At 70.2% G+C, this 25,179-nt stretch carries 24 protein-coding genes; 9 read left to right on the top strand and 15 right to left on the bottom strand.

What is annotated here, in order from left to right; translation table 11 throughout:
• Nucleotides 1-38: 38 nt before the first annotated feature.
• The 3 genes from ABH941_RS07335 to ABH941_RS07345 form a co-directional block, all read right to left on the bottom strand.
• Nucleotides 39-1,373: an ABC transporter substrate-binding protein gene (locus tag ABH941_RS07335; protein WP_370127786.1), complete on the bottom strand. Its 1,335-nt coding sequence runs from the start codon at nucleotides 1,371-1,373 to the stop codon at nucleotides 39-41.
• On the bottom strand, nucleotides 1,370-2,851 hold the full coding sequence (locus ABH941_RS07340) for a family 43 glycosylhydrolase (protein WP_370127787.1): 1,482 nt from the start codon (nucleotides 2,849-2,851) through the stop codon (nucleotides 1,370-1,372). Before ABH941_RS07340 ends, ABH941_RS07335 begins: the two co-directional genes overlap by 4 nt.
• A 246-nt stretch (nucleotides 2,852-3,097) precedes the next feature.
• Entirely contained in the window at nucleotides 3,098-3,889 is a 792-nt protein-coding gene (locus ABH941_RS07345; protein ID WP_370127788.1) for an SDR family NAD(P)-dependent oxidoreductase, read from the bottom strand.
• 109 nt (nucleotides 3,890-3,998) lie between these two features.
• On the opposite strand from ABH941_RS07345, the gene ABH941_RS07350 reads away from it, so the two are divergent.
• Complete coding sequence (locus ABH941_RS07350; protein WP_370127789.1) at nucleotides 3,999-4,472, top strand: MarR family winged helix-turn-helix transcriptional regulator; 474 nt, start codon at nucleotides 3,999-4,001, stop codon at nucleotides 4,470-4,472.
• Nucleotides 4,473-4,608: 136 nt separating this feature from the next.
• Here the strand turns inward: ABH941_RS07350 and ABH941_RS07355 are convergent, their stop codons facing one another.
• From ABH941_RS07355 to ABH941_RS07375, 5 genes are all read right to left on the bottom strand, one after another.
• The gene (locus ABH941_RS07355) at nucleotides 4,609-5,376 is read right to left on the bottom strand and encodes a hypothetical protein (protein WP_370127790.1); all 768 of its coding nucleotides are present in this window, start codon (nucleotides 5,374-5,376) and stop codon (nucleotides 4,609-4,611) included.
• Entirely contained in the window at nucleotides 5,373-5,903 is a 531-nt protein-coding gene (locus ABH941_RS07360) for a SigE family RNA polymerase sigma factor (RefSeq protein ID WP_370127791.1), read from the bottom strand. The genes ABH941_RS07355 and ABH941_RS07360 overlap by 4 nt, the downstream gene beginning before the upstream one ends.
• Before the next feature lie 94 nt (nucleotides 5,904-5,997).
• Nucleotides 5,998-6,945, bottom strand: coding sequence for an expansin EXLX1 family cellulose-binding protein (locus ABH941_RS07365; RefSeq protein WP_370127792.1), 948 nt, complete (start codon nucleotides 6,943-6,945; stop codon nucleotides 5,998-6,000).
• Nucleotides 6,942-7,163 carry a beta-galactosidase trimerization domain-containing protein gene (locus tag ABH941_RS07370; RefSeq protein ID WP_370128141.1) on the bottom strand — a complete coding sequence of 74 codons (222 nt, stop codon included), beginning with the start codon at nucleotides 7,161-7,163 and terminating at the stop codon, nucleotides 6,942-6,944. Before ABH941_RS07370 ends, ABH941_RS07365 begins: the two co-directional genes overlap by 4 nt.
• 247 nt (nucleotides 7,164-7,410) lie before the next feature.
• Nucleotides 7,411-8,292 carry an alpha/beta fold hydrolase gene (locus tag ABH941_RS07375; protein ID WP_370127793.1) on the bottom strand — a complete coding sequence of 294 codons (882 nt, stop codon included), beginning with the start codon at nucleotides 8,290-8,292 and terminating at the stop codon, nucleotides 7,411-7,413.
• A 402-nt stretch (nucleotides 8,293-8,694) separates the two neighbouring features.
• Here ABH941_RS07375 and ABH941_RS07380 point away from each other — a divergent pair, with 402 nt between their 5' ends.
• Together ABH941_RS07380 and ABH941_RS07385 are read left to right on the top strand one after the other, a co-directional pair.
• Nucleotides 8,695-10,194 (top strand): MFS transporter, encoded by a 1,500-nt coding sequence (locus ABH941_RS07380; protein ID WP_370127794.1) that lies wholly within the window; start codon nucleotides 8,695-8,697, stop codon nucleotides 10,192-10,194.
• Nucleotides 10,195-10,562: 368 nt separating this feature from the next.
• Nucleotides 10,563-11,222 carry a TetR/AcrR family transcriptional regulator gene (locus ABH941_RS07385; protein WP_370128142.1) on the top strand — a complete coding sequence of 220 codons (660 nt, stop codon included), beginning with the start codon at nucleotides 10,563-10,565 and terminating at the stop codon, nucleotides 11,220-11,222.
• A gap of 126 nt (nucleotides 11,223-11,348) precedes the next feature.
• Here the strand turns inward: ABH941_RS07385 and ABH941_RS07390 are convergent, their stop codons facing one another.
• Entirely contained in the window at nucleotides 11,349-12,047 is a 699-nt protein-coding gene (locus ABH941_RS07390; protein ID WP_370127795.1) for an SDR family oxidoreductase, read from the bottom strand.
• Between the two features lie 90 nt (nucleotides 12,048-12,137).
• On the opposite strand from ABH941_RS07390, the gene ABH941_RS07395 reads away from it, so the two are divergent.
• Nucleotides 12,138-12,749 (top strand): TetR/AcrR family transcriptional regulator, encoded by a 612-nt coding sequence (locus tag ABH941_RS07395; protein WP_370127796.1) that lies wholly within the window; start codon nucleotides 12,138-12,140, stop codon nucleotides 12,747-12,749.
• A gap of 124 nt (nucleotides 12,750-12,873) precedes the next feature.
• On the opposite strand, the gene ABH941_RS07400 is transcribed toward ABH941_RS07395, so the two are convergent.
• Nucleotides 12,874-13,443 (bottom strand): TetR/AcrR family transcriptional regulator, encoded by a 570-nt coding sequence (locus ABH941_RS07400; protein ID WP_370127797.1) that lies wholly within the window; start codon nucleotides 13,441-13,443, stop codon nucleotides 12,874-12,876.
• A gap of 377 nt (nucleotides 13,444-13,820) precedes the next feature.
• Between ABH941_RS07400 and ABH941_RS07405 the strand changes: the two genes are divergently transcribed.
• The gene (locus tag ABH941_RS07405) at nucleotides 13,821-14,366 is read left to right on the top strand and encodes a hypothetical protein (protein WP_370127798.1); all 546 of its coding nucleotides are present in this window, start codon (nucleotides 13,821-13,823) and stop codon (nucleotides 14,364-14,366) included.
• Here ABH941_RS07405 and ABH941_RS07410 read toward each other — a convergent pair.
• The 5 genes from ABH941_RS07410 to ABH941_RS07430 form a co-directional block, all read right to left on the bottom strand.
• Nucleotides 14,363-15,064, bottom strand: coding sequence for a response regulator transcription factor (locus ABH941_RS07410; protein WP_370127799.1), 702 nt, complete (start codon nucleotides 15,062-15,064; stop codon nucleotides 14,363-14,365). The genes ABH941_RS07405 and ABH941_RS07410 overlap by 4 nt on opposite strands.
• A gap of 7 nt (nucleotides 15,065-15,071) precedes the next feature.
• Nucleotides 15,072-16,193, bottom strand: coding sequence for a sensor histidine kinase (locus tag ABH941_RS07415; protein ID WP_370127800.1), 1,122 nt, complete (start codon nucleotides 16,191-16,193; stop codon nucleotides 15,072-15,074).
• Between the two features lie 130 nt (nucleotides 16,194-16,323).
• The gene (locus ABH941_RS07420; RefSeq protein ID WP_370127801.1) at nucleotides 16,324-18,852 is read right to left on the bottom strand and encodes an FtsX-like permease family protein; all 2,529 of its coding nucleotides are present in this window, start codon (nucleotides 18,850-18,852) and stop codon (nucleotides 16,324-16,326) included.
• Entirely contained in the window at nucleotides 18,849-19,628 is a 780-nt protein-coding gene (locus tag ABH941_RS07425; protein ID WP_370127802.1) for an ABC transporter ATP-binding protein, read from the bottom strand. The genes ABH941_RS07420 and ABH941_RS07425 overlap by 4 nt, the downstream gene beginning before the upstream one ends.
• A gap of 144 nt (nucleotides 19,629-19,772) precedes the next feature.
• Nucleotides 19,773-20,141, bottom strand: a complete 369-nt coding sequence (locus ABH941_RS07430; RefSeq protein ID WP_370128143.1) for a VIT1/CCC1 transporter family protein — start codon at nucleotides 20,139-20,141, stop codon at nucleotides 19,773-19,775.
• Between ABH941_RS07430 and ABH941_RS07435 the strand changes: the two genes are divergently transcribed.
• The 4 genes from ABH941_RS07435 (at nucleotide 20,046) to ABH941_RS07450 (ending at nucleotide 25,157) form a co-directional block, all read left to right on the top strand.
• The gene (locus tag ABH941_RS07435; RefSeq protein ID WP_370128156.1) at nucleotides 20,046-20,834 is read left to right on the top strand and encodes a hypothetical protein; all 789 of its coding nucleotides are present in this window, start codon (nucleotides 20,046-20,048) and stop codon (nucleotides 20,832-20,834) included. The two genes, ABH941_RS07430 and ABH941_RS07435, sit on opposite strands and share 96 nt — an antisense overlap.
• Before the next feature lie 67 nt (nucleotides 20,835-20,901).
• Nucleotides 20,902-21,126 (top strand): hypothetical protein, encoded by a 225-nt coding sequence (locus ABH941_RS07440; RefSeq protein ID WP_370127803.1) that lies wholly within the window; start codon nucleotides 20,902-20,904, stop codon nucleotides 21,124-21,126.
• A 244-nt stretch (nucleotides 21,127-21,370) separates the two neighbouring features.
• On the top strand, nucleotides 21,371-22,912 hold the full coding sequence (locus tag ABH941_RS07445; protein ID WP_370127804.1) for an alginate lyase family protein: 1,542 nt from the start codon (nucleotides 21,371-21,373) through the stop codon (nucleotides 22,910-22,912).
• A gap of 259 nt (nucleotides 22,913-23,171) precedes the next feature.
• On the top strand, nucleotides 23,172-25,157 hold the full coding sequence (locus tag ABH941_RS07450) for an RICIN domain-containing protein (protein WP_370127805.1): 1,986 nt from the start codon (nucleotides 23,172-23,174) through the stop codon (nucleotides 25,155-25,157).
• The last annotated feature ends 22 nt before the right edge of the window (nucleotides 25,158-25,179 follow it).

Consider the following 25,179-nt stretch of genomic DNA (forward strand, 5'->3'; position numbering starts at 1 on the left):
CGCTGATACGTGGTGAAGGCTGTTACTGGTAAAGGCTGTTACTTGGTAAAGAACCGGGGCGCGTTCTGGGCGATCGCCGAGTCCATCGTGCCGGTGAAGCTGCCGGGGGTGGTGTTGCCCTGCGCGAGCAGGACGAGTTCCTGCTGGAGCCGGGTGTTGGTGGTCGGGTCCAGCTGGGTGTCCCACGGCATCGCGAGCTTGGGGCCCACGTCGTTCGCCTGGGCCACCGCCTTCTTGTACAGCGGGGTGGCGTTGGCGGGGATGGTCGTCCGCACGTTCGTCGTCGGGGACAGCGCGCCCGTGGCCGCGTAGGCCGCCGGGTAGCGTGTCAGCGCGAACTTCAGGAAGTCGCGCACCAGCGGGTCGAACGTCTTGGCGTTCACGGCCATGCCGATGCCGGAACTGGTCACCGACTCGTTCGCGGTCGTCACCGAATCCGCGGTGGTGGGCAGCGTGAAGTAGTCGACATCGCTGCGCACCGCGGGGTTCAGCGCGGTGGTCGCCAGGCTGGACAGCTCCCAGGTGCCGATGTTGTACATCGCCGCCTTGCCCGAGGTGAACAGGTTCTGCGCGTCGGAGTAGCCCTGGGCGGAGAAGCCGCTCTGGAAGCACTTGGCCGACCCCATGGCGCTCAGCCAGTCGGCAGCCTTCTGGCCGGCCGGGTCACTGAACCTGGCGTCCCCCTTCTTCAGCTTCTGGATGTAGCCGGGCCCCGCCACCCGAAACGGCTGGTAGGCGACATACCGCTCCAGCGGCCACTGGTCCTGTCCGTCCAGCGCTATCGGAGTGACCCCCGCCTTGCGCAGCGCCGTGCACATCGCCGGGATCTGGTCGAGCGAGGTGGGAACCGTCACGCCCGCCTGCTTGAAGAGCGCCTTGTTGTACCAGAAGAACTCCATCTGGTACTCGAACGGGATCGTGTACAGGGTCCCGTCGTCGAAGCGCTGGTAGTCCAGGGCGCTCGCGCGGTAGGTGTCGTACAGGCCCAGGCTCTTCAACAGTGCGCCTGCGTCCAGCATGCGGCCCTGCTTGGCGAGCTTCTGCGCGTACGGGGTGGCGTCGGTGTCGAACAGCTCCGGGAGCTTGTTCGCGGCGGCCAGGGTCTCGTACTTCTGGATGTACGAGGGCCGGTCCGGAGTGGTGATCAGGTTGAGCGAGAAACCCGGGTGCGACGTGGCGTACTCCCCCGCCAGCTGCTTCATGACCGTGATCACGGCACCGTCGGCGGGACGCGAGAGCAGCCACGAGATCTGACGGGCCTTGACCGGTCCGCCGGGATTCACCTCCGAGGCATTGCCACCTCCACCGCCGCCGCAGCCGGCCAGTACGAACGCGGTGGCCAGGGCAACCGCGGCACTGAGGATCTTCTTCATGGTCTCCGTCTCCTTTGACTGGACACCGGCGCTGCCGGGTTCGACTGTTGTGCGCGGTGCCGTACCTGCAGGCTGCGGACGGTCGCCGCGCCCTCGCCGACGAACACACCGAGGCGGCCCTTGGGGTGGTCGTAGAGGCGGGTGCTGAGGGTGACCTGGCGGTCCAGGACCACCACGCAGAGATCTCCGTCGACGACGATCTCCAGGGTGTGTTCTCCGGCCGACAGGTCCGCGGGGCGTTCCACTTCGATCTCGAACGGGACGTCGCCCGCGATCTGCCACTGCTCCCTGCCAGGAGCCGTTCGCGGCCACCGGTCCAAGACCATGCGTCCGCGCTTCGGCTCCAGGCGGACGACGTAGGACCGGTCACCGTCCTCGCTCGATCGCAGCAGCAGCCCGCACTCCGTGGTGCCCCCGTCGATCTGCAGCCGAGCTACGGCGTAGAACTGTGAAGGCAGGTCCTGTCGGGACGTCAGGACGGCATACCCGTCCGGGGCCTCCAGCGCGGCCGGGACTGCGGCGTCGAAAGCGACGTCGACGTCGGTGTCGAAACTCGCCACCAGCTCATCGGCCAGCGCGAAGGCCAGCGTGCCGTCCGGATTCTGACGTGCCTCCAGGACGGACATCGTGCCGGCCCACTGCCACGCCCCACCGTCCGACTCCCCCTCCTTGCTGGCTATCCAGCCGAAGAAGAAGCGGCGTCCGTCCCGCTCCGCGGACTTGGCGGCGTAGAACGCACGACCGTCCAGGGTGTCCCGCTGGGGTACGAGCCAGGGACCGTCCGGGCTCTTCGCCATCCGGTAGCGGGTGGCGAAGGACTCGGAGAACTCGGAGTACACCAGGTACCACCAGTCCCCCCACGCGAACACCTCAGGGCACTCGTGCGTGATGTACCGGCGCGGGTCCCAGAACGGCTCCGCCGGGGACCATGACGCCAGGTCCTGTGACACGCACCTGGCGATGACCCCGCGCCGCCGCTCCGGGCCGGTCCGATGGCGGGCGGCGACGAGCATCTGCCACTGCCCTGTGCGCTCGTCCTGGAAGACGAACGGGTCGCGCCAGTCCGCGGTCTCATAGCCGTCCGGGGCGCCGAAGGTGTGCTCCGGGCGCCTGACCCAGGTACGCATGCCGTCGGTGCTGGTGGCGTGCATCACCAGTTGCAGGGGCAGGCCGTCGGCGCCGAGCCGGGAAGGGTTCTGCCCGGTGTAGAACAGGTGGTGCACACCCTCCCGGTCCAGGACCACGCTGCCGGTGTAGGCGTTGAAGTCGATGTCATCGCCCGTGCCCTGCTCGAGCGCCACACCGCGATCGGTGAACGTGACCAGGTCGCGGGTCGTCACCAGATGCCAGGGCATCCCGCTCTTCGGCGACGCACGCCGCTCATGCAGATAGAAGAGCCAGAACTCTCCGTCCTGCTCGAACGGGATGACGTCACCCACCCAACCGTCCGCTGGTTGGAAGAACACCGAAGGCACCATCGCCCAAAACTCCTCTGATCAAACGTTTGAACGGGAGCATATGACCAGCCGCACCCCAGATCAAGCGTTTGAGCACGCCTCCTCGCCACTGGATCCCAGCAGGATGCAATGGCGGACAGCCGGACCCGCCACCGACGGCGCCGAAGCCCGCTTCGACGCCGCCTTCGGTCCGGCCAAGTGCCCACCGGCGCACCGGAGTCCGCGCTCCCTCGTTCAACGCACCGCGAAATCCGTCACCCCCGGGCCTCAGCCCTGCGCGCGGGGGCGGAGCGTGCGTGCGGTGACCCGTGCCATGGCCGCTCGGGTCAGCAACCTCGGCAGCTTCGCCAGAGCGGAGTTTGCGGTACCGCTCACCACCGACGGGCGGCGCTTCGCCAGCGCCCGCAGTCCGGCGCGCACGACCTGCTGCGAGGTCTGTCGCCTGCCGAACGATGCCTCCTCGGCGCCCACCACATCGAAGAACGAGGTCTGCGTCGCGCCGGGGCAGAGCGCCAGTACATCCACCCCCATGGGGCGGACCTCGGCCCAGAGTGCTTCGGAGAACGAGAGCACGAACGCCTTGGTCGCGCCGTAGACCGCCATGTACGGCAATGGCTGGAAGCCGGCGGTCGAGGAGATGTTGACCACTGCTCCGTGCCGGCGTTCGACCATGGCCGGCAGGAAGCGGCCGGTCAGGTCGGCGACCGCCGCGGTGTTGAGCGCGATCTGTTCGGCCACCCGTGCCGGGTCCGCGTAAGGGAAGAGGCCGTGCATCGCGAAGCCGGCGTTGTTCACGAGAACGTCGATCCGAAGCCCGCGTCCGGCGACCTCCGCCGCGAGCCGCTCGCCGGCCCCCGGGGCGGCCAGGTCGCAGGCGATCACCTCGACGCTCACGCCGGACTCCCGCTCCAATCGTTCGGCCAGCGCATCGAGCCTGTCGTGCGACCTGGCAACCAGCACCAGGTCCGCACCCAGGCCGGCCAACTCGACGGCGAACGCCTCACCGATGCCGGAGGAGGCACCGGTCACCAGCGCCCGCTGAGCCGTGAAGTCTCGCATCTCATACCCCTTGGGTGAATGGTTCATATTTTGAACGATAGGGGAAAGGTACATGGCGAGACTTAATCAGTCAAATATTGAATGATTCACACGCTGGTAGACTCCGGTCATGACTCGCCGAGATCCTGACCGCTCGCCCGCCGGCTCGGCGTCCCCCGCCGTCAGCAGCCGCCTGTCGCTTCTACTGGCCCGCGCCGAGAAGGAGATCCTGGCCCGGGCTGCGCCCGGGCTCGCCACGCTGGATCTGACAGGTCGCCAGTACCACGCCCTCGCAGTGCTGGCCGACGACAAGCCCGGGTCCCAGCTGGAGTTGGCCGCCGCCCTGGGCGTGCTGCCGGCGATCGTCGTGGCGCTGGTGGACGAGTTGTACGAGCGCGGCCTCCTGGACCGCCAACGCGACCCCAAGGACCGTCGCCGACACGTCATCACCCTGACCGACAACGGCCAACGCACCCTGCGGCAGGCGGATGCGCTGGCCGCCAAGGTCGAGGCGGAGGTCTTCTCCCAGATTGACGAGGCCGCCCGAACCCAGCTCCGCCACACGCTCAGCGCAGCCCTCGCCGCCAACACCCGCAACAGCTGACGCCGCACCGTGCCCGTGCGCGTGCGCGTGCCGACAGCAGGGCGGGGCAGGGAACGTGGTCGACGACGAAGCGGGGGGCGGCCTCGCCTCTCACGACGGCAGGCGGCACCAAGGCCCGACGGATTCCCACTCAGCCCTACCGCGTCGGGACGAAACCTCCCCAGACCGCGACCGGGGAGCCGGCCGGGGTCCGCGCGTCGACGCGGTAGCTGTCGCCGCCCGCGTCGCGCAAGCCCGTGGCGTGGTTGAACTGGGCGGCGAACTCGTACTGGCCGGGCGGCACGGTCAGGCCGGGCTTGAGCACCCAGCGGTAGACCAGCGCGCCGGCGACCTCCCGCACAGTGACGGTGAAGTCATCGCTCGGCAGGGTGCGCCAATTGCCTGTGCTCTGCACGCCGCCGGTCTGCGCGATGCGCAGCTCCAGGGTGAGCGCGGTGACCGGCTGGGTGGACCTCAGGACGACGTCGCTCTGGGACCAGTAGACGATGCTGCGCCGGTCCACCGAGCCTGCCGACCACAGAGGTCCGGCCTGGGGCCGTGCGCCGGTGGTCTGGGCCGGGTGCGAACTGCTCGCGGCTGTGGTCGGCGATGAGCCGGGGGCGGCGGCGGAATCCGACGGAGTCGGACGGGGGGTGGCCGACGGGGAGACGATCGGTGTGGTGACGGTGGTCGATGGCGATGGGCCTTGGACGATGCCGGCGACGGCGAAACCGCCGGTCGCCAGCAGGCCGGCCGTGGCGAGAGCGGCGAGGACGGTCCTGGGACCCGACCTGGTGAACGAGCGGGTGCGGTGCCGGACGACGGGGCCGGCGAGGCCGCGCTCCACGCGGGCCAGCATCCTCGCGCGGTCGGGCCGGTAGGCCTGGGCGGACTCACGCAGCCGCCGGGTGATCTCCTCGCTCACGGAATCCTCCTCCCTGCCACCAGTGCCTCGGCGGATCGTACGCCGAGTATGCGTTCCAGCTCGGCCAGCCCCTTCGAAGTCTGGCTCTTCACCGTACCGACCGATATGCCCAGGGCCATCGCGGTGTCCTTCTCCGACAGGTCGAAGGCATGGCGCAGCACCACGCACGCCCGCCTGCGGAACGGCAGCCGGGTCAGTGCCACGCGCACGTCCAGCACCGCGGCCACGTCGGGACCTTCCGTCCTCTCCGGGGTGCGGGACCAGAACAGCGTGATCCGGCGGCGCTCCCGGACTGTGCTCCGGATTCGCTCGCGTGCCATGTTGGCCACCACGCCGCGCGCGTAGGCGCGCGGGTGCTCGGCCGTACGGAGCCGGTCCCAGTGCTGCCAGAGCGTGATCAGGGCGTCGGCGGCCAGGTCCTCGGCCGCGTCCGTCTCCCCGGTCAGCAGGTGGGCGAAGCGCGCCAGTTCGGCGTAGTAGCGTTCGAAGAAGTCGTGGAACTCTGCGGACGCGTCGTCGGGGAGCATCTCCCTCGGTCGCCCTTTCTTGCATGTGCGCGTTAACAACGCATGAGGGTAACAGCAGTCGTCAACAAGGCCGGGCGGCCAGATGGCCGCCCGGTCAATGGCGGGCGAACCGGACACCGGTGGGCTGGGCGACGTTGGGCCGCAGAGCGAGCCCGTTGACGGTCAGCTGCTGGCCGTAGATGTCGGTGATCCTGATCGGCCCGCCGCACCCGCTGCCGTGGCTGGAGACGAAGTAGTTGTAGTCGGTGCGCGGGAGCCGGCGCCAACCGCCCGCGGTGCGGACCTCCAGCAGTGCGACCGGGTTGCGGTGGCCGATCACCTGGATGCCGCACCACCAGCGGCTGGAGCCGGTCTGGTAGCGGAGGGAGAGCGGGCCCGGCCAGGCGGGGCTCAGCAGCGTCCAGGTAATCTGCAGGCGGCCGACCGAGAGGTTGGCAAGCCGTGCGAAGGCCTGCTGGCTCAGGTCGAGTTGGCCGGGCGCACAGGGCAGGGGGCACTCGTTGACGATCCGCACCGTCAGAGAGGCGCCGTTGGCGGCGCGCACGAGCACGTAGGCCCCGCACGCCTTGGACGACTCGTAGTCGGTGTAGTTCATCGCCGCGATCATGAGGTCGCTGGTCGGTCCGAACAGGCACGAGCCGTTGCCGTTCGCGGCGGCGTAAGCGGTCGCGACGCCGTGGTAGGTGACGGAGGGCTTGATCCGCCCGGCCAGCGGCGCCACCGCTGACCCCGCAGCCGTCGCGCAGCCGGTCGACGCCGACCGCAACGCCGACGGCGTGCGGGTGCCGGACGGCCGCGCCGCCGCGCTCGCGGACCCGGCAGCACCGGACTCAGTAACCGGTCCGACGCCGGGCACGGCGCCCGCCTGGGCCGCCGCGACGACACGCCCGGCGCCGGAGGGGCCCCTGCCCGACAGGAGGGCGGCCGCCAGGCACGCCAGCACCCCGACGGCCAGCAGCGCCGCCGGAATGCCCGTGACCAACCCGCGACCGCGCTCGCGCCTGCGCCGCGACTGCGGCGCGGCGTGCCTTGTTCCCCTCATGCCCATCCGTTCGGTCGGTCCGGTCGAGTCGGTGTTCCACCTCTCCGTTGCCGCCGCGGGCGGAAAGGTTGCCGACCCGCGCGGACTTTTTTCGACGGGTACCAGCCCTGGCCCGCGCCGAAGCGATCGCTGGTGGGCGCGGGACTGCCCGCGAGCAGGCCGTGAGTGTAGGAGGCGAGCGTCTCGGCGCCCTCGGCGCGCAGGGACTCGCTCCAGATGTGGCGGGCGAGCCGTGCAGGTTGGCGGTGCCCGCGTCGGAGAGGGGGAACAGCGCCGGGGCGACGACGAGGCGGTAGCGGCCCAGCTCCGGCTCCCTGTCCCGGAGCTTGCCGCTGTTCGAACGGACCCGTACCAGCGCGGCGGTCAGACGTGCGAAGTCGGTCGGCTCCACCTTGCGCGCCAGCGCCGCGACCGAGTCAATCGCGCCGGCCTGGTAGGCGACCACGGGATCATGCCGCTTCCCAGTCACGCCGCCGCGTTCAACAGGCCTGCCAGCACGTCGGGCCTCTCCAGGGCGATGAAGTGGCCCGCCCCGGGCACCTGCGTGAAGCCGGCGGCGGGCAGCAGTCGCTTGTTGGCTTCCCGGTCTGACGGCCGGGACCAGTCCTTCTCGCCGTAAACGAGGTGGACAGGGGCCTTGACGTCGCGGTAGCGCGAGCGGGCAGCGATGAGGCTGGGCAGGCTCTGGTACACCGCCCGCGCGACGGTGGGGTAGCCAGGGCGGCTGCCGACCTGGAGCAGCTCGTCCACGTAGTCCACCCGCAAAGCGCTCTTGTCACCCAGGCCACCCTGGAGGACCCTGCGCAGGATCGGCTTGGGCTCCACCCCGGCGACCACCGGGCCCACCCCGGGAGCGAGTACCCCGCCCACCACCAGCCGCGCGAGGAGGCTCGACCGGGCGATGCCGCCGCGGAAGTCGTACGTGTTCACCGCGATGATGCGCCGTACCCGCTCCGGCAGGTCGGCCGCCGTGGTCAGGGCGAGCACAGCCCCCATGGACTCACCGGCCAACGTCACGTCGTGGAGGTCGAGTTCGGTCAGGAGTCGTTCGACGCCCGCGCGCATCGCTGGCTCGTCGTACGACGCACCGGGCACGATCTCGGAGTAGCCCATCCCCGGGAGGTCGAGGGCGTACACGGTGTACCGGTCCGAGATCATGGGGATGAGGGAGCGGAAGTGCTCGGCCTGCGTGCGCACGGTGTGGAGCAGGACCAGGGGGGCTCCGGTGCCTGCTTTGAGGTAGCGCAGTGTCCCCTCGCCGTTGTGGCGTCCTGAGCGCGCGGCGACGGTGTGGCTGGTGGTCCCGGGGATGTGGATCGTGGGATGCGTCGGCTCCTGGTGGGGCATGTCGCACACTCCTTCACTCCCGGCCCTGGCAGGCATGGTTGCCCCCGACGTGGAAACCGGTCGGTTTTCACTGTAAACCGATCGGTTTCCACCCGCAAGCGCAGGGGCTCATGAGCCACCGCGGACTTGGGCAGCAGGTCGATGGAACCCCACCGCGCCGCTCCGACGCCGACGTGGACGCCCGGCTCGCAGAACAACTGCACGGCGACGTCAGACAGCCGGTCAGGCGCCAAGACGGCACCGGCGATCGGGGCGAGCACGGGCATCGGCAACCGCGCATCCCCGCAGGCCGGGGTCACGTGTTCACTTGCGCCGCTGAAACCGATCTGTTTTCCTGTGGTGAAACAGATCGGTTTCCGATCTGTGCCAGCCTACGGCCAGCGACAAGACAAAGGTGAAGACATGACTGCCACGTTCGATCACCGGGCGCCTGCCCCCGGGAAGACAGACTCGGGCCGCCGCGGCTCACACGCCGTGCGCTGGTGGGTGCTTGTCGTGCTGGGCGTGGCGCAGCTCATGGTCACCCTGGACGCGACCGTGGTGAACATCGCACTGCCCGCCGCGCAGCACGACCTCGGCTTCAGCGACGGCAACCGGCAGTGGGTCATCACCGGTTACGCCCTGGCGTTCGGCAGCCTGCTGCTGCTCGGCGGCCGACTCGGTGACCTGTTCGGCCGACGGACGACCTTCGTGACCGGCCTGATCGGTTTCGCGGGCGCGTCGGTGGTCGGCGGCGCGGCCGGCAGCTTCGAGGTCCTGGTCGCGGCACGCGTGGCCCAGGGCCTGTTCGCCGCACTGCTCGCGCCCGCAGCCCTCTCGCTGCTCAGCGTGACCTTCACGCACCCGGTCGAAAGGGCGAAGGCCTTCGGCATCTTCAGCGCGTTGGCCGGTGCGGGCGGCGCGATCGGACTACTGCTCGGCGGCATGCTCACCGAGTGGGCGTCATGGCGCTGGGTGATGTTCGTCAACGTCGGCTTCGCGGCCGTCGCGCTGGTCGGCGCGCTGCTGCTGCTGGCCAAGCCCGCGGTCACCGAGCGGCCCAAACTCGACATCCCGGGCACCGTCACCGTGAGCGCCGCAGTGTTCGCCATCGTCTACGGGTTCGCGCACGTCGAGTCCACCAGCTGGACCAACCCGGTCGTCCTGGGCTCCATGGTCGCCGGCGTGGTGCTGCTCGCGGTATTCGTGTGGCTGGAGGCCCGGGTCGCGCATCCGCTGCTGCCGCTGCGACTCGTGCTGGACCGCACCCGCGGCGGCTCGTTCCTGGCGGTGTTCGTCATCGGCATGGGGATGTTCTCGATCTTCCTGTTCCTGACCTACTACCTGGAGGCCAGCATCGGCTACTCGCCGATCAAGACCGGTCTGGCGTTCCTGCCGATGGTCGTCGGCATCGTTCTCGCGTCGACCACGGCGCCTCGGCTGCTGCTGCCCAGGGTCGGGCCGAAGATCGTGATCGGTGCCAGCTTCCTGGTCGCCGCGACCGGCATGCTCCTGCTGAACCAGCTCAAGCTGGACAGCGGCTACCTCGCCGACATCATGCCCGGCCTGATCCTGCTGGGCATGGGCCTGGGCGGGGTGATGAGCACCGCGTTCCAGGGCGCCACCGCGGGCGTGCACCACGAGGACGCCGGCGTCGCCTCGGCGCTGATCAACACCGGCCAGCAGGTGGGCGGCTCGATCAGCACCGCACTGCTGACCACTGTCGCCTCATCGGCCACCACCCACTACCTGACCTCGCACAAGCCCGGCGCGCTGACCCTGGCGCAGGCCGGAGTCCACGGCTACACGGCCACCCTGGCGTGGGGCGCCGGGTTCTTCGTGGTCGGCGCGCTGCTCGCAGCGTTCCTGATACCCAATGCGGCCCTGGCCCCGTCGGAGGGCGAGCCCGTGATCGCCCACTGAGGCGCCGAGCCGGAGCTTGGCCGCCCCGCCCCTCCCGACGGCGAGGCCGTGACCTTGCCGTCGGCAGGGGCAGGAGGCGGTGCTGTTGATCAGGGCACGTGCTTGGGCAGGTCCACGTGGTCGGCGCTCGCAACCGCGCCACCCGGTCGGACCCGGCAGCGTCGCTCCTGACGCCGGCGCCGGTCCGACGGCGTTCAGAGACCGAAGACACGCTCGGCCTGGTCGCGGCTGGTGGTGTGCAGCTCCCAGTAGACCGGGGATACCTGCTCGGACTGAGCCGTGGGCTGCTGACCAAGCTGGTCGGCTTCGCTGTGAGTCAGGTCGGCCGAACATCGAAGTCGTCGCACACCGCACCGAAGGAGGCCGCCGTGGCCACCGCGACCGAACAGCCGCAGCGTCGTCTCCCGCACCTGCGGGCCGACGCCGTGCGCAACCGAGAGCGGATCGTCGCCGCCGCACGCGAACTGCTCGTGGAGCACGGGACAGAGCTCCCGCTGGACGAGGTGGCGCGCCGCGCCGGCGTCGGCAACGCCACGCTGTACCGGCACTTCAAGAATCGCGGCGAGCTGATGCACCACGTGGTCCTCACGGTCACCGACCACGTCACCGATCACGCGGAACAGGCGCTCGCCGCCGAGGAAGCCGGCGAGACGACCGCGTTCGGCGCGCTTCGCTCGTTCGTGCACGCCGCGGCCGACGAGCGCATCGGCGCCCTGTGCCCGATGCTCGATCCGCCCTTCGACGAGGGCCACCCCGAAGTGCCGGCCGCAAGCGACCGGCTGACCGATGCCATCGCGCAGCTCACCGACCGGGCTCGCGCATCCGGTGAGCTGCGCGCCGACGTCAGCGTCGGGGAACTGACGGTCGCCCTCTCCCAGCTCACCCGGCCGCTGCCAGGATCCGACTGTCCGGAATTCGACCGGTTCGTCCACCGCCATCTGCAAGTGTTCCTCGACGGCCTGATGACGCCCGTCCACTCGCAACTCCCGGGTGAGGCCGCGACCTGGGAGGACCTCCGCCGGAACTGAGATCCCGGCCCGTACCACCGCTCCGCCTGTCCGCGACGTCACACCGAACCGCCAGCAGCATCGCCGCGCTCCAGGCGGCGGGTGCTCTCCCGCGAGGACTCTCCTGGCAAAGGCGTGAAGCGCGTGCTACGTCAGCTGCGCGTACAGGGCTTCCAGGTCGGCGGACAGCTGTGACTTGACCCAGCGTGTGGTGTCGTCGGCCAGGACTTCGTGGGCTCCCGCCTCGATGCCGTCGAGGGCCGCCAGGGCGACGTCGCGGGGGTCTGCCTTGGGTGCGTCGAGGCCCGACGTCATGTCGGTGTCCACGTAGGCCACATGGAGCCCGGTCACCGCGATGCCGCGCGGCCGCAACGCCAGGCGCAGGGAATTGGTCTGCGACCACAGAGCAGCCTTGGAGGCGCTGTAGGGCGTGCCGTCGGCGAGCCAGGACAGGGCGGAGTGGACGTTGAGGATGTGGCCGCCGCCGTTGCGCTCGATGATCGGCGCGAAGGCTCGAGTGAGCAGCAGCGGCCCGTAGAAGTTGGTCTCCAGGTCCCGGCGCACGTCCTCCATCGGGGAGTCGAGGTAGGAGGCGCGGACCGAGGCGCCGGCGTTGTTGATCAGGATGGTGACGTCCTGGGCCTGCTCGGCGGCCGCTGCGACCGACGCCGGGTCGGTGACCTCGAGCGCCAGCGGAACGGCACGGGGGTGGGTCACCGTGCGCGGGTCGCGAGCGGTGGCGTAGACCTTGCCGGCACCGCGCCGGTAGAGCTCTTCGACCAGCATCCTGCCGATGCCCCGGCCGCCTCCGGTGACGAGAACGGTGGCGCCCTTGATTGTTGTCACAACTGCCTCCAAGCAATGCAAAACCGATCAGTTTCCGCTACCGTAAACCGATCGGTTTCAGCATGCAAACTCAGAGGACACAATGGCGGCATGGGCAGGATGAGCGCACAGGAGAGGCGCGAGAGCGTCATCCGCGCAGCGATCGTCGAGTTCGCGCGCGGGGGTTACCACGGCACGTCCACCGAGGCGATCGCCAAGCGGGTCGGTGTCACCCAGCCGTACCTCTTCCGACTCTTCCCGGACAAGAAGGCGATCTTCGTCGCGGCCTTGGCGCGGAGCACGGAAGACACCCGCCTGGCCTTCGCAGCGGCGGCCGAGGGCATGGCGGGCAGCGAGCGGGCCCGCCATGCCATGGCGGGCGCCTACATGCAGTTGATCTCAACGCACCCGGAAACACTGCTGATGCAGGTGCAGGGGTATCTGTTCGTGGCAGCTGCAGAGGCACAGGGCGATGACCGGATCGGCGAGCTCGTACGGAACGGTTGGATGCGGCTGTGGGAATCCGTGCGGTTGCCGCTGGGCGCCGATGAAAACCGCGCCAGGGCCTTTCTCGCGCACGGCATGCTCGGCAACATCCTCACCGCCATCGGACTCGTCCCCGACGAAGGTTTCTGTCGGGGGCCTGAAGTCGGGGCACGACCAAGCGAACTCCCACCACGCCGGGTCCTGTCGGGATCCCCGAAAGGGTCGGTCGGCGGCTGAAGGCCGGCCGTAGACGCACCCCGGGCCCAGTGGGTGATCACGACCTTGCCGAAGCGCGCACCGCTGCGCGCATGTGGTCTCCCCACTACGGCTGACGGCGTGATGCGAAGCGACTCCGCCCGTTTCAGCGCACGCCGGCCGCATCGAGCAAGGTGGCCACTGTGGGGGCGATGAGGCCGGTGAGGTTGTCGGCTCCGATCCCCGCGCGGGCGCTGGCGCCGTCGAAGACCAGGCTGAGCTGTCGGGCCAGCAGGTCGGGATCGCTCGCGCCGCCCTGTTCGGACTCGGCCCGGAAGAAGGCCGTCAGGTTCCCCTTGACCCGGTGGGCCACCTTGCTCGCGGGGTGGCTCTGGTCCTTGAGCTCGATCTGCACAGCCAGGTACTGGCATCCCCGGAACTCGGGCGCACCCGCCTGCGCTTCCACCTGCTCGAAGACGTGCAGGATCCGCTCGCGGGGCGAACCGCCGTCATCCACCGCGGGCAGGAGCGTGGTCACGAACGCGGAGGCGCCTTGCTCCAGGCTCGCCGCCAGCAGTTCGTCCTTGCTCTCGAACAGCTGGTACATGGAGCGCTTCGACACCCCCGCCGCCTTGCACAGCGCGTCGATGCCAATACCGACGCCGTTGAGGTAGGTGAGCGAGGCCGCCGCATCCAGCAGCCGCTCTCGAGGACTTGGCTTCACTACGGTGCTCATACTGCGAGGTTAACCCGATTAGGACGGAATCAAAACAGATCGGTTTCCATGAGCTCTGGAAACAGCGCGCCCCACTCAGGGCGCGCGCACTCCGCCTCTGCAGCACCGTCGCATCGCCGTAGGCGTCTCACCGCGTTGCGTGCCAGGGCGCGAACCGGCTGTCGGACTCGTGATCAGCGGGTTGTCATCCTCAGCGGCGACCCCCCTTGCCGGGTACAGAGGGCCCGGAACGCTGCCGGGCTGATGTCGGGGACCATCGAGCAGCTGGTGAAGCCGGTCATCGAGCTGTGCGACCACTACGACGCGGTGCCTGACGGCTGGAGCCCAAGGATCTGGACCGCTACTTCGCTGGCCCGGGCAAGCGGGCAGGGTCGACGGTGCGGTCGAAGATCAGCAAGATCGATGGCTTCTACATGTTCTTGGAACAGCGGTACGCCGGGGAGATCGGGCGCCTTTTCGGGGCCACGGTGGAGTCCCCGGTCGATCCGTTCAACCGGCCGCGGCACCGCGGGGACTTCGGGCTGCGGGTCCCGCCATCGCAGCAGGCCATGACGCAGTTCTTCGCGCACCGGCGCGAGGCGTTGCCGCTTGCACGGAAGGAGGCGGTGGCTTGCCGGGACTATGCGATGGCGAAGGTCGCCTACCTGTCGGGGGTGCGGGCGGCCGAGCTGTGCGGGGTGCGCGTCACGGACGTGCACCGGGAGTCCGGGCAGTGGGGACGCTTCCTGGTGTCGGGTAAGGGGGCGCGTGGTGCGGGTCCGCGTCAGCGCGAGGCGTTCCTGTTCGAGCAGCGCCGGGAACGCGCAAGCTATCTGTGTGTACTCCATTGCGCTCCTCCGCAGGGTGGTGGTTTCGTCATGGCGGGGCGGGCGCAAGCCCTCTTCACAGCAAGCAATTCCCATCATCAAGTTGATCGGCACTAGGCGATTGGGGGCGCGATCAGACGGTAGCCGACGGCGCGGACGGTCTCGAGGTAGACCGGGTCGGTGGCGTCGTCGCGCAGGGCCCTGCGCAGGGTTCGGATGTGCACGTCGACAACGCGCTCGTCGCCGAAGTAGTCGGCGCCCCAGACGGCCTGCAGGAGCTGACGGCGGGTCAGGACATGGCCGGGGTGCCGGGCGAGGGTGAGCAGCAGGTCGAAGTCGAGGGCGGTGAGGGCGGCGGGACCGCGGGCGGTGGAGACCTCGCGGCGGGCCGTGTCGATGGTCAGCGCTCCGTGGCGGATCACCGTGGCCTCAGGAGCCGAACGGGCGGGGTTCACCCTCCGCAGGATGACCCGGACGCGGGCGGCCAGCTCCCGACCGCTGAAGGGTTTGGTCATGTAGTCGTCCGCGCCGACGGCCAGGCCGATGAGAGTGTCGACCTCCTCGTCGCGGGCGGTGAGCAGGATGACCGGGACCTGGCTGCCCTCGCGCAGCCTGCGCAGGACCTCGACCCCGTCGAGGCGGGGCAGCATGACGTCCAGGACGATCAGGTCGGGACGCTGGTCGCGGGCGGCGTCCAGGGCGCCGGGCCCGTCGGCCTGCTCGATGACGGCGAATCCGTCGGCCTCCAGATAGCGGCGCACGATGTCGCGGATCTTGGGTTCGTCGTCGACGACGAGGACGGTGGGCTGATGCATCGGTCGGCTATTCCGTTCTCGGCGGGCCGGGCAGGGCGAGGGTGAACACCGCGCCGCGGCCGGGGCCGGGCGAGTAGGCGGTCAGGGTGCCGCCGTGGGCGCGGGCCAGCGCGCGGGCGATGGTCAATCCGATCCCACTGCCCTGGTGCGGGGCCGGATGCCCGGCGGGAACCCGGCGTTCAAAGCGTTCGAAGATCAGGTCGAGGTCCTCGGGCGCGATACCGCAGCCGTTGTCGGTCACCCGCAGCTCGGCCAGCTCGCCCTCGCAGCCGAGGGTGACGGCGACCCGGCCGCCACGCTCACAGGCGGCCAGGGCATTGGTGAGCAGGTTCACCAGGATCTGGCTGACCCGATCCGGGTCGGCCCACGCGCGAACCGCGTCCGCCGACGTGACGGACAGTGCGATGCCGCGCTGCTCGAACTCCGGGCGCAGCCGGTCGGCGATGTCGTGGGCGATGGCGCCCAGGTCCGTGTCGCGGGGCTGGATCCGGTAGGCGTCCTCCTCGGCGCGGGAGAGGTGGGACAGTTCGTCGGTCAGTCGGCGAAGCCGCTCGACCTCCTCCCCCATCGAGCCGACCAGCGCCGGTCCCGGCTGGTAGAGCCCGTCTGCCAGCGCGTCGAGCTGGCCGCGGAGGATGGTCAGCGGGGTGCGCAGTTCGTGCGCGAGATCGGAGACCAGCCTGACCCGGCGTCTCTCGGTCTCGTCCAGCCTGCCCGACAGGGTGTTGAGATCGGCGGCGATGCCGGCCAGCTCGGGTGTGCTGGGTGCGGGCACCCGGGCGTCGTAGTGACCGGTGGTCATCAGCCGGGCCGCGGTCCGCATCTGCTCGATGGGGCGCACGATCAGGCGGCTGATCAGCACCGCTGTGATCGCGCCGGCGGTCAGGCTCAGCGCGATGCCCGCGAAGACGGCCCCGGCCAGCCCCTTGTCCAGGCTCAACCGGAACGCGTTCATGGCCTCGGGCGTGGGGATCGTCGCCGGGAAATCGGGACCGATCGGGGTGAGGCTGTGGACCGTCAGGGCGAAGGCGACCACGTTGACGACCAGCACCAGTGCGTAGCTGAGCATCAGCTGCGTGCGCAGCCGGGCTCGCGCGAGGCCGGTCGCGCGGAGCCGGGGCAGCGTCATGAGGGGTTTCCTTGCGGTGTGCGGCGGTGTGCGGCGGTGTGCGGCGGTGTGCGGCGGTGTGGGCGGTGGCCCGGTTCGCGGGCCACCGCCATCGTCTGGGCTCAGCGTGCATTGTCGCTGATATGTCCCCTCACTCCGTGGTGATCGCCTCCAGGACTGGGCTGCGTCGCGCGATGCGGGCCGGTAGCGCGGTCAGCACCACGGACGCCACGACGGCCGCGGCGGCGATGACACCGAGCTGACCGGCCGGGAGCTGGAAGCGGGACAGGTCGGACGAGGTCGACGACTTGGTCAGCGCCCAGCAGCCGAGGACACCAAGCAGTGTGCCCGTTGCGGTGCCGTACGCCGCCAGCACTGCGGCCTCCACCGTGACCATGCGTCCGATCTGCTGGGGCAGTGTGCCCACGGCGCGCAGGAGACCGAGTTCGCGGCGGCGTTCGCGTACCGCGAGCGCCATGGTGTTGGTGACACCGGCGACGGCGAGGAGCACGGCGAGGGCGTCGAGGGCGTAGAACAGGTTCGCGATCTGACTGACCTTGGGATTGCCCTGCCCGATCCAGGCGGCCGCGGTCCGCACAGTGACGGACTGGTCGCCGCCCAGCGCGGCGCTGATGGCGCTCACGCTCGAGTGCGGCGCGTTGACCAGCAGCAGTTCGGCGCCCGGCTGAGTGGCGTGGGCGTGGAACAGATCCGGGGGCAGCAGGTAGGTCGGGGCGTCGAAGCCGACATATCCGTAGCTGTAGACGGCTGCGATGCGCACCGTGTGCGGGGTGCCGTCCGCCAGGGTCAGCGTGAGAGTGTCCCCGAGGTGGTGGCCTTGCAGCGCGGTGTCCTGGACCGCGATCTGATCACCGGTCAGTGAGGTGAGCGAGCCTGCGGTCCAGCCGAAGTCCCACGCTGCGTCGATCTGCCCGGGATCGACCGTGCCGACCGTCACCCCGGAGCCGTTGTCCAGCGCGGGCGCGGCATAGACCGCGGCGGTGGAGGTCACCCCCGGTGCCGCATTGACCCGACGGACCACATCGTCGCTGACCTGCCACTGCCAGGGCGAGGCCGTGGTGACCACGTACTGGGCCCGGTTCCCCTGGGCAGCGGCGCTGCCAGTGGCCTGGTTCACCGACGCGACCACCGTGGCCATGAACGAGACGAGCAGCACGCCGATCATCAGGCCGCCGGCCGTGGCGGCCGAGCGGCGCGGGTTGCGCGCCAACGCCCGGCCCGACAACAGCCCGGGCGGGCCGGCCAGCCGACGCAGGGGGCCGGAAACGGCTCGGGCCAGAACCGCGACGATCAACGGGCCCGCGGTCACCACCCCGATGAGCAGGGCCGCCACCCCGCCGACGGCCAGCCCGCTGTTCCTGCCCGAGACCCCGGCCACCGTGCCGACCGCTCCCAGAACCAGCAGTGCCACGCCGATCACCGCGCGCCTACGGGAGCGCCCGGATTCGTCGATCTGCGGCTCGCGCAGCGCGGCGATCGGAGCCATTCGTGCGGCGCGCAGCGCGGGCAGCAGCGCGGCGAGCACGGTGACGGCGATGCCGATCAGGGCAGGCAGCGCCAGCGAACTGATCGAGAACACCGCGTGGGTGTCGAACAAGGTCAGGTGCAGGAGCGAGAAAACCGTCCGGAGCAGCGCGGCGACGCCCACGCCCACGGCGGCGCCGACCAGCGAGGCGACCAGACCGACCGCCGCGGCCTCGGCCAGGACTGCCGCCAGCACCTGGCGCGTGGTGGCACCCAGCGCACGGGCCAGCGCCAGCTCGCGGGCGCGCTGGGCGATCGTGACGGTGAAGGTGTTGGAGATCAGGGTGCCGCCCGCCAGTAGCGCCACCAGGGCGAACCCGAACAGGAAGACCCGTTCGAAGGACAGGGCGTTGTCGACCGCCGCACGCTCCGTCGCGGCCCACGCAGCGCCGGACTGTACCTGGGCCCTCCACGGTCCGACTACCTGGGCGACGGCGGACTGGGCGCCGGGGGGTGCCGAGACGAGGATCTGGTCGTAGCTGTCGGAGATGCCCAGCAGCGACTGCGCCTGTGACGGGGGCAGCAGGACCGCCGCGGTGTCGAAGGGGCCGTCGGCCGAGCCGTAGCCCACGATGCCGACCACCGTCACCGCGTGGCGTCCGGTGGCGGTCACCAGCGTCAGCTGCTGACCGATCGTCACGCCCGAGGCGGTAGCTGCCGCCTGGTCGAGCGCGACCTGGCCGGCTGTGGTCGGGCCCTGCCCGGCCAGCAGGTGATACGGGTTGAGCGAACTGTCGCCCAGCCAGCTCTGCCCGACACCACCGCCGGTGCCCGGATTTCCGATCACCGTACCGTCCGAGCGCTGCAGCACCGCGTAGCCGGACCGCAGCCCCTCCGCCTCGGTGACGCCGGGGACCGCGCGCACCGCGGCGAGCGCGGCCGCCGATACGGGCGCTCCGGACTGGGTGATGAACTCGCCCGGCGGATTGGACATGACCTGCTGCCCGTGCACGACGAGCGCGACGTTGCGGTAGGCGGCGGTGACCCCGCTGGCGGACTGGCTGCTCAGGCCGCCGCTGAGCATCAGCACCGCGGACATGAATCCGACGGAGAGCACCACGGCCAGTACGGTGAGCACCGACCGCCCCCGGTTGACCCAGGCGCCACGGGCCGCGAGACGAACGACCGCGTTCACGAGGCGACCTGCTGCAGTTCGGCCAGCACACTCTCGCGCGTCGGCGCAGCCAGGTCCGCTACCAGGTTCCCGTCACTCAAGAACACGGCACGGTCCGCGTAGCCGGCGGCGACGGGGTCGTGGGTGACCATGACGATGCTCTGGCCCCGTTCGCGGGCCGCGTGCCGGAGGAAGGCCAGCACCTCCGCGCCGGCCCGGCTGTCGAGGTTGCCGGTCGGCTCATCGGCGAACACGATGTCCGGCCGGCCCAGCAGGGCCCGGGCGATGGCGACCCGCTGCTGCTGGCCGCCGGAGAGCTCGCTGGGCCGGTGGGCCAGACGGGAGGACAGGCCCAGTGCTCCGATCAGCTCGTCGAAGAACCCCTGGTCCGGCGCGCGCCCTGCCAGGTCCAGCGGCAGGGTGATGTTCTCGCGCGCGGAGAGCGACGGGATCAGGTTGAAGGCCTGGAACACGAAGCCCACCCGGGTCCGACGCAGCAGCGTCAGCTCCCGGTCGCGCAAGAGGCCCAGATCCGTGCCGCCGATCAGCGCCGTGCCCTCGGTCAGTCGGTCCAGGCCGACTCCGCAGTGCAGCAGCGTGGACTTGCCCGAGCCCGACGGGCCCATCACCGCGGTGAACGCCCCGGCGCCGAAGGCCACGTCCACCCCGTTCAGGGCGCGTACTGCGCCAGGCCCTGAGCCGTACGTCTTGACCGCCCCGACCAGTCGCGCCACCGGCGCCGGCGACTCGTCAGGGGATCCGCCAGTCGCCTGGTCCCTCGTGGAAGAAGTTCTCATGGCGCCCACTTCATCCACCAGGCGTGAAGCAACCCCGGTGGCGAATGTGAAGCTTCCGTGTGATCAGGCCGTTGATTCCGGCTTACGCTCCGTCGCGCTCCGGCCCGTGCGTGTTCTGAAGCAGTCAGGCCGCTCAGGTGCCGATCAGTCGGCCCGCCGCGTAGGTGATGCCTGCGGCCAGCATGCCGACCAGCACCTGCCACCCACGGCGAACATCACGAGCACGGCCAAGCCGACAGCGCTCAGCAGCGCCGCGGTGCCGGCGCCGATCAGGTAGGGCAGCACCACCACGAAGGCACCGAGTCCGAACGCCAGCAGGCTCGAGCCCGCCGCAGACCACGGTGATCCGAGCGCGTCCGGGTCGAGGCCGAGTTCCTCGCGGGCGAGCGTGGCGCCGCACCGCAGCGGTTCGAGATCGTGTCCACCGCGGCGAACATCGGCGGCCTCGGCGTCGGACCGCTCGTCTCGGGCATCCTCGCCCAGTACCTCGGCGCACCACTGCGCATGCCCTATCTCGTCTTCGGCACGCTGCTGCTGATCGCCGTGGCCGCGGTCGCACTGACGCCCGAGACCGTCGGCACGAGGTCCCTGAAACCCCTGCCCCGCCCCCAGCGGATCAGCGTCGACCACGGCGACCCGGTGGGCTACATCAGCGCCTGCGCGGCCGGATTCGCGGCGTTCGCCGTGTTCGGACTGTTCACCTCGGTGGCCCCGGGCTTCATCAGCGGGACCCTGCCCCAGTCGTCCCGTGCTCTGGCCGGTCTGGTCGTGTTCAGCGTCGTTCTTCGGCGCCGCCGCTCTCGCACAGACGCTGACGGGCCGACTCAACGCCCGGCTGCGCGCCCTTGTCGGGCCGACTGCTCAGGCCGTGGGCGTGATCGGCCTTGCCATCAGCATGCACATCGCCGACCTCGGCGCGTTCGTGGCTGCCGGGATCGTCGTGGCTGGCTGCTCTCCCGGTCCACCCAGAAGAGCGACATCGCCTCCTGGACCTGGTCCACCCGCTCCGACGTCGCGCCCCCGACCGGCCTCAAGCCTCTCGCCACCTACAAGAACACCGACCCCGCCGCATTCGTCGCCTTCATGCACGACCGCGCCGCGGTGGAGCGGTTGCGCTCCCAACTCCAGCTCTACGTCGGCCAGGTCCAGGGCCCCGACCCGGCCGACCCCACGAACACCCTCGGCCCGACCCCCGGCAGCTTCTGACCTGGCGTCCTGATGTCCTGGGACGGTCAGCCGAACAGCGCCGCCAGTTCGGCCGGGTGTTCTTCGGATGCGACAGGAGACGGCCCAGGCCGTCTCGGTCGCGAAACTGTCGTCCGACGATCCCGTCGCGGGCAAGGCCGTCAACGGGGACACCGTCACCCTGGACCTGACCGCCACCGAGCCCATCACCCAGCAACCGGGACCGTACGCTACGGCCTGGTCCGCGACACCGGCACCGATTCCGCCCCGGTCCCCCAATACCTCACCCGCGCCACGTCGGCAGATCCCCTGACGGTGCCACAGCGAAGCCAGGTGAGCTGAGGGGGTTGCCGTGCGGTCCGTGCCCGGTTCATCAGCGGCTACGAAATGCCACGGATCACGCTTGCCTGACCTCGTGCGAGATTCACTGCGGCCGGCGCCCCGTCCGCGGATCCAGGCTTCGCAGGCCTTCTGAATCCGACTCCGGAATTTCTGTTAGCTCCGCTCCGCCCACCGGTCTCCCCTGATGTACCGACCGAATCCGACTTGGGAGAACAGTGAGTCACAACACGAGCCAGCAGATGCTCAAGCGCCGGAGCCTGCTGCAGATCGCCGGCGGCCTGGCGACCGGTGTCGGCACCGTGGCCCTGACCGGTGGCACCATGGCGCTGGGCGGTGGCACTGCGGCGGCGGCCACCGGGGCATTCGCGCATCCGGGGATGCTGCACACGCAATCCGACCTGGAGCGGATGGCCGCGAAGGTCAAGGCGGCCGCGCAGCCGTGGACGGCCGGCTGGGAGCGGCTGGCGGCCAACTCGGTCTCGCAGAGCACCTGGAAGGCCAACCCGCAGGTCACGGTCTACCGCGGGTCCGGCAGTCCGGAGAACTACGCCGCCATGTTCTACGACATCCACGCCGCCTACCAGAACGCCCTGCGCTGGAAGATCACCGGGGACACGGCGCACGGGAACGCCGCCCGTGACATCCTCAACGCCTGGTCCGCGACCATGAAGACGCTGTCCGGCAGCGGGGACCGGTTCATCGCCGCAGGCATCTACGGGTACCAGTTCGCCAACGCCGCGGAGCTGATGCGCGGATACAGCGGCTTCGACCTGGCCCGGTTCAAGAAGATGATGCTCGACATCTTCTACCCGATGAGCAGTGACTTCCTGGCCCGGCACAACGGGGCGTTCGCCACCAACTACTGGGGCAGCTGGGACCTGTTGAGCGTGGCCTGCGTGCTGTCGATCGGCATTCTCTGCGACGACCAGGCCAAGGTCGACGAGGCCATCACCTACTTCAAGTCCGGTGCGGGCAACGGCTCCATCAAGCACCTCATCCCCTTCATCCACCCCGGCGGCCTCGGCCAGTGGGTGGAGGTCGGCCGGGACCAGGGGCACGCCACCCTCGGTGTGGGCCTGGCCGGCGCGATCTGCGAGATGGCCTGGAACCAGGGCATCGACCTGTACGGCTACGACGACAACCGCCTGCTCAAGGGCTTCGAGTACGTCGCCAAGTGGAACCTGGGCCAGGACGTGCCGTTCACCGCCTGGACCTGGAACTACGGCGCGCCCGGCGTGTGGTCGGGATCGCAGACCCTCACCGCGGCGTCCCCGGACGGCCGGGGCGCGGAGCGCCCGATCTGGGAGATGATCTACAACCACTACGTCAACCGCCGGGGCCTGGCCGCCCCGTACGTCAGCGCCTCCGCGGCCAAGGTCCGGCCCGAGGGCGGCGGCGGGAACTACGGCGGCGCCAGCGGCGGTTTCGACCAGCTCGGCTACGGCACGCTGACCTTCAGCAGGGCCAGGGCGACGGTGTCCAGCGCCTCGCCGACGGCCTCGACGGGCGGGTCCGCGTCCGCCGGGGCCGGTGCGGCGGCCACGGCCGGATCGACGTCCGCGTCGTCGTCCGCCTCCGCCTCGGCCGGGAGCACCGCCACCGGTGCAGCCGCGGGCGGGAACGGAGCGCTGGCCGCCACCGGCGCGAGCGACAGCGTGGGTTACGCCGCCGGTGCGGGTGTGCTGGCCGTCGCCGTCGGCGGGGTGCTCGCCCTGCGGGGCCGCCGGAGCCGCGGCGGGGCCCACCGGGGAGACTGACGGACAGGGCTGCGCGCCGGCGGGGCGGCCCGTCGGCGCGCAGCCCTCAGGGTCGGGGCGCGGATTTCGGACGGCAAGCCGGGCGCGCCGAAAGAGCTTACGTGTACAGCTCATTGACTTCACGTCACACCAGTGTCAACAATTCACTCGATCTCAGCATCACCTGCGGCAGTCGGGCCTGCAGACACATTTGTTAGCGCTAACATCCCCGACCCGCGAGCAGCGGGCACCCTCGTCCACCCCGAAGGGATCAGATGTCATGCCTCGATCACAACTGCGCCGCGCCGCCCGCCGCTGGTTGCGAAAGGCCGCGATCCGGGCCCTCGTCCTGGGTCTGCTGCTGACCGGGTTCGCCGCCCTCGGCCGGCCTGCCGTCCCGTTGGCCGCCGCGCCCACCGCCGTGAGCACCAGCCAGGTCGCCGTGCCGGCCGCGCCGATGGGCTGGGCCTCGTGGAACACCTACGCCAGCAGCATCACCTACGCCACCATCAAGGCGCAGGCCGACGCCCTGGTCTCGTCCGGTATGGCGGCGGCCGGATACAAGTACGTCAACATCGACGAGGGCTGGTGGCAGGGCGCCCGCGACAGCAGCGGCAACATCAGTGTCAGTACCACGCAGTGGCCCGGCGGAATGGCCGCCATCGCGTCGTACATCCACGGCCTGGGCCTGAAGGCCGGAATCTACACCGACGCGGGCAAGAACGGCTGCGGCTACTACTACCCCACCACCCAGCCCGCCGCCGCCAACACCGGGAGTGAGGGCCACTACCAGCAGGACCTCACCCGGTTCCAGAACTGGGGCTTCGACTACGTCAAGGTCGACTGGTGCGGCGGCAGCGTCGAGGGCCTGGACCAGCAGACGACCTACCAGGCGATCAGCACCGCCAACGCCGCGGCCACGGCGACCACGGGACGCAAGCTGGTCCTGTCCGCCTGCGAGTGGGGCACCGGCAAGCCCTGGAACTGGGGCGCCGGGACAGCAGACCTGTGGCGCACCAGCACCGACCTCATCTACTGGGGCAGCTCCCCCACCACCGCCGCCATGCTGGCCAACTTCGACAAAGCACTGCACCCCGCCGCCCAGCACACCGGCTACTACAACGACCCCGACATGCTCACCGTCGGCATGAGCGGCTTCACCGCCGCGCAGAACCGCACCGAGATGAGCCTGTGGGCCATCTCCGGCGCCCCGCTGCTGGCCGGAAACAACCTCACCACGATGACCTCGGCCACCGCCGCGATCCTCAGCAACGCCGAGGCCATCGCCGTCGACCAGGACAGCCGCGGCCTCCAGGGCACCAAGGTCGCCGAGGACAGCACCGGTCTCCAGGTCTACAGCAAGATCCTGGCCGGTACCGGAAAACGCGCGGTCGTCCTGCTGAACCGCACCTCCACCGCCGCCACCATCACCGCACGCTGGGCCGACCTCGGCCTGACCACGGCATCGGCCTCCGTGCGCAACGTCTGGTCCGCCGCCAACCTCGGCAGCTACGCCACGAGTTACAGCACCACCGTGCCGGCCGGCGAGGCCGTCCTGCTCACCGTCTCCGGCACCGAGGCCACCGGCACCACCTACACCAGCACCGCCGCCCTGCCCAGCTACACCGTCACCGCCGCGGCCACCGGCACGGCGCTGGCCGACATCAGCTACAGCAACACCGGCAGCACCGCCCGCAGGGCCACCCTCCAGGTGAACGGGCAGTACTCCACCGTCGTCTCCTTCCCGCCCACCGCCTCCGGCACCGTCTCCGTCCTGCTGTCCCTGGCCAAGGGCTCGGCCAACACCGTCGCCCTCTCCGCCGCCACCGGCACCACCCCCACCGTCAACGGCCTCCACATCCAGGCGATCCCGGGCAGCAACGGCCCCGAGATCGTCGGCACCGGCTCCGGGCGCTGCGCCGACCTGTACCAGAACACCATCACCAACGGCACCCAGGCCGAACTGTGGGACTGCTCCGGCGGCCAGAACCAGAGCTACGCCGCCACCTCGCGCGGCGAGCTCGTCGTCTACGGCAACAAGTGCCTCGACGCCTACAACAACGGCACCACCAACGGCACCGTGGTGGACATCTGGGACTGCAACAGCGGAACCAACCAGAAGTGGACCGTCAACACCAACGGCACCATCACCAGCAACCTCTCCGGCCTCTGCCTGGACGCGACCGGCGCCGGCACCGCCAACGGCACCACACTCGAACTGTGGACCTGCAACGGCGCCGGCAACCAGCAGTGGACCCGCAACTGAGTCCACCCGCCGGCACAGGCCC

Source organism: Streptacidiphilus sp. EB103A (genome assembly GCF_041261405.1).
Classification (GTDB): domain Bacteria; phylum Actinomycetota; class Actinomycetes; order Streptomycetales; family Streptomycetaceae; genus Streptacidiphilus.

Coding starts and splice junctions, on each gene's coding strand:
- ABH941_RS07375 (WP_370127793.1), bottom strand. CDS start 8,292: ATGCCCCACCAGGAGCCGACGCATCCCACGATCCACATCCCCGGGACC.
- ABH941_RS07450 (WP_370127805.1), top strand. CDS start 23,172: ATGCCTCGATCACAACTGCGCCGCGCCGCCCGCCGCTGGTTGCGAAAG.
- ABH941_RS07440 (WP_370127803.1), top strand. CDS start 20,902: ATGCGACAGGAGACGGCCCAGGCCGTCTCGGTCGCGAAACTGTCGTCC.
- ABH941_RS07410 (WP_370127799.1), bottom strand. CDS start 15,064: ATGCATCAGCCCACCGTCCTCGTCGTCGACGACGAACCCAAGATCCGC.
- ABH941_RS07340 (WP_370127787.1), bottom strand. CDS start 2,851: ATGGTGCCTTCGGTGTTCTTCCAACCAGCGGACGGTTGGGTGGGTGAC.
- ABH941_RS07380 (WP_370127794.1), top strand. CDS start 8,695: ATGACTGCCACGTTCGATCACCGGGCGCCTGCCCCCGGGAAGACAGAC.
- ABH941_RS07415 (WP_370127800.1), bottom strand. CDS start 16,193: ATGACGCTGCCCCGGCTCCGCGCGACCGGCCTCGCGCGAGCCCGGCTG.
- ABH941_RS07365 (WP_370127792.1), bottom strand. CDS start 6,945: ATGAGGGGAACAAGGCACGCCGCGCCGCAGTCGCGGCGCAGGCGCGAG.
- ABH941_RS07345 (WP_370127788.1), bottom strand. CDS start 3,889: ATGCGAGACTTCACGGCTCAGCGGGCGCTGGTGACCGGTGCCTCCTCC.
- ABH941_RS07395 (WP_370127796.1), top strand. CDS start 12,138: ATGGGCAGGATGAGCGCACAGGAGAGGCGCGAGAGCGTCATCCGCGCA.
- ABH941_RS07335 (WP_370127786.1), bottom strand. CDS start 1,373: ATGAAGAAGATCCTCAGTGCCGCGGTTGCCCTGGCCACCGCGTTCGTA.
- ABH941_RS07400 (WP_370127797.1), bottom strand. CDS start 13,443: ATGAGCACCGTAGTGAAGCCAAGTCCTCGAGAGCGGCTGCTGGATGCG.
- ABH941_RS07350 (WP_370127789.1), top strand. CDS start 3,999: ATGACTCGCCGAGATCCTGACCGCTCGCCCGCCGGCTCGGCGTCCCCC.
- ABH941_RS07425 (WP_370127802.1), bottom strand. CDS start 19,628: ATGAGAACTTCTTCCACGAGGGACCAGGCGACTGGCGGATCCCCTGAC.
- ABH941_RS07360 (WP_370127791.1), bottom strand. CDS start 5,903: ATGCTCCCCGACGACGCGTCCGCAGAGTTCCACGACTTCTTCGAACGC.